At 41.9% G+C, this 1876-nt stretch carries 2 protein-coding genes and 1 pseudogene; all 3 read right to left on the bottom strand.

Going from position 1 to position 1876, the window contains the following annotated elements:
* Positions 1 to 432, bottom strand: a pseudogene (gene glmM, locus PAN06_RS14055) (phosphoglucosamine mutase); the annotation flags it as partial.
* 24 nt (positions 433 to 456) lie between these two features.
* The gene (locus tag PAN06_RS14050) at positions 457 to 1236 is read right to left on the bottom strand and encodes a CdaR family protein (RefSeq protein ID WP_269796637.1); all 780 of its coding nucleotides are present in this window, start codon (positions 1234 to 1236) and stop codon (positions 457 to 459) included.
* Positions 1223 to 1876: diadenylate cyclase CdaA (gene cdaA, locus PAN06_RS14045; protein WP_269796636.1), on the bottom strand; the 654-nt coding region annotated here is incomplete at its 5' end. The genes cdaA and PAN06_RS14050, both read right to left, overlap by 14 nt.

Genomic DNA, 1876 nt, shown 5'->3' with positions numbered 1-1876 from the left:
AGCACTTGGACGAGGAAGAGTATCTTCCGCAGCATCTAGCAAGGCTTCAATTTCTGCTTCTTTTTCATCGTCTAGTTTGAAGCCATCGCCGCCAAAGAACTTAATTCCGTTATCAAGGGCTGGGTTGTGACTAGCAGAAATCATGACACCAGCACTTGCTCCTTCAGTTTTTACCAAGTAAGCTACTGCTGGTGTTGCCAAAACACCTAGTTTGTATACGTGAATACCAACTGAAAGAAGACCAGCTACCAAGGCAGATTCTAGCATTTCCCCAGAAATACGTGTATCACGTCCTACAAAAACTTTCGGTGCTTCCGTTTCATGTTGGCTAAGAACATAGCCTCCAAAACGTCCTAGTTTAAAGGCCAATTCTGGCGTTAATTCTACGTTAGCTTCTCCACGGACTCCATCAGTCCCAAAATATTTACCCATTTTTATAAAATCCTTTTCCTATTTTTAATTCGTTTTTGAACTAGTTGCTTTCGTTGACGAAGATGTCTCCGACGAACTGCTTGTTGTTGAATTTGATGTGCTTGAACTTGGTGTCACAGGTTTTGTAGTGACCTTCATTGTTGTATCAAACGGAGTGATAACTGCCGGTAAGACAACACCATTGCGGTCGATTGCCTGCAAAGGCACTGAACCACTATAATTACCTGTTATGCGTTCGCTAGTTGGTAAAAGCGCAATAATGCGATCGATTTTAGCTAATGTTTCTTGGTCAGTTGTGACAGAAACCCGTTCATTTGATACAGTTACACTATCAATTTGTAACTTGGGATCAATCTGGCTTTGATCAACTTGTGGCACAACAATCATACCATCTCGCTTAACCTTCTTCCCAACTTTCACTGTGATCTTTTGAGGCGTTGCCACAGCGGTCAATCCACTTGGAAGATTTTCAATATTCAAAGGAACTTCAATCGTTCCAACACTGGCATCCGTCAAATCAGCAGTTACTTTAAACTTACGAGTACTTTCCTGCATTTCACTGGCCAAGGTCACACGATTGGCACCTGTCAGCACAACTGAAACCTCTGATGCAAATCCGCTAATGAAATAATGGTCATCATCATAGTGAATAACGATAGGAACGTTCGCTATCGTATTGGTGTAAGTTTCTGATTTGACCTGCCTTGCGGTATTACTATTTTGAAAGTTGGTTGACGTCGCATAGACAAATAAGATACAAGCAAAAAAGAGAGATGAAATGATATATAGACTATTTTTTCTCATATTTCCAACCTCCTAGCAAACGGTCCTTGAAACTGGCTTTTTCCTCAACAGCTGGCAAAAGAATTGTTCGTAGCTCTGCTTCAAATTCTTCAATCGTCAAATCATGCTTGAAAACCCCATTGTAAGTAATAGAAATACCACCTGTTTCCTCCGAGACGATGAAGGTCAAGGCATCGGACACTTCTGATAAACCGATAGCCGCCCGGTGTCTGGTCCCAAATTCCTTGGAAATCCCTGTGCTTTCTGTCAAGGGCAGATAGGCAGAGGTGACTGCAATCCTATTTTCTCTGATAATCACAGCACCATCATGTAGGGGAGTGTTGGGGATAAAGATATTAATGAGGAGTTCTGCTGAAATATTGGCATCCAAGGGAATACCTGTCGCAATGTATTCTTGTAAGGTCCGAACTCGTTGGATGGCAACCAGAGCACCAATCTTACGAGGACTCATATATTCAACCGACTTGACAAAGGCACGAATCATTTGCTCCTCTGCACTAATTTGAGCAGTAAAAAAGAAATCTGTCGCCCTTCCCAAACGTTCCAAACCAGTCCGAATCTCTGGAGAAAAGATCACAACTGCTGCAATGACTCCATAGGTGATAATTTGATTAATCAACCAAGAAATCGTTGTTAAACC

The sequence above is a fragment of the Streptococcus sp. SM3 genome, from assembly GCF_027497875.1.
This window is presented reverse-complemented; position numbering and strand designations above follow the sequence as displayed.

Excerpts from the sequence above, each read along its gene's own strand:
- PAN06_RS14050 (WP_269796637.1), bottom strand. The coding sequence starts at position 1,236 with ATGAGAAAAAATAGTCTATATATCATTTCATCTCTCTTTTTTGCTTGT.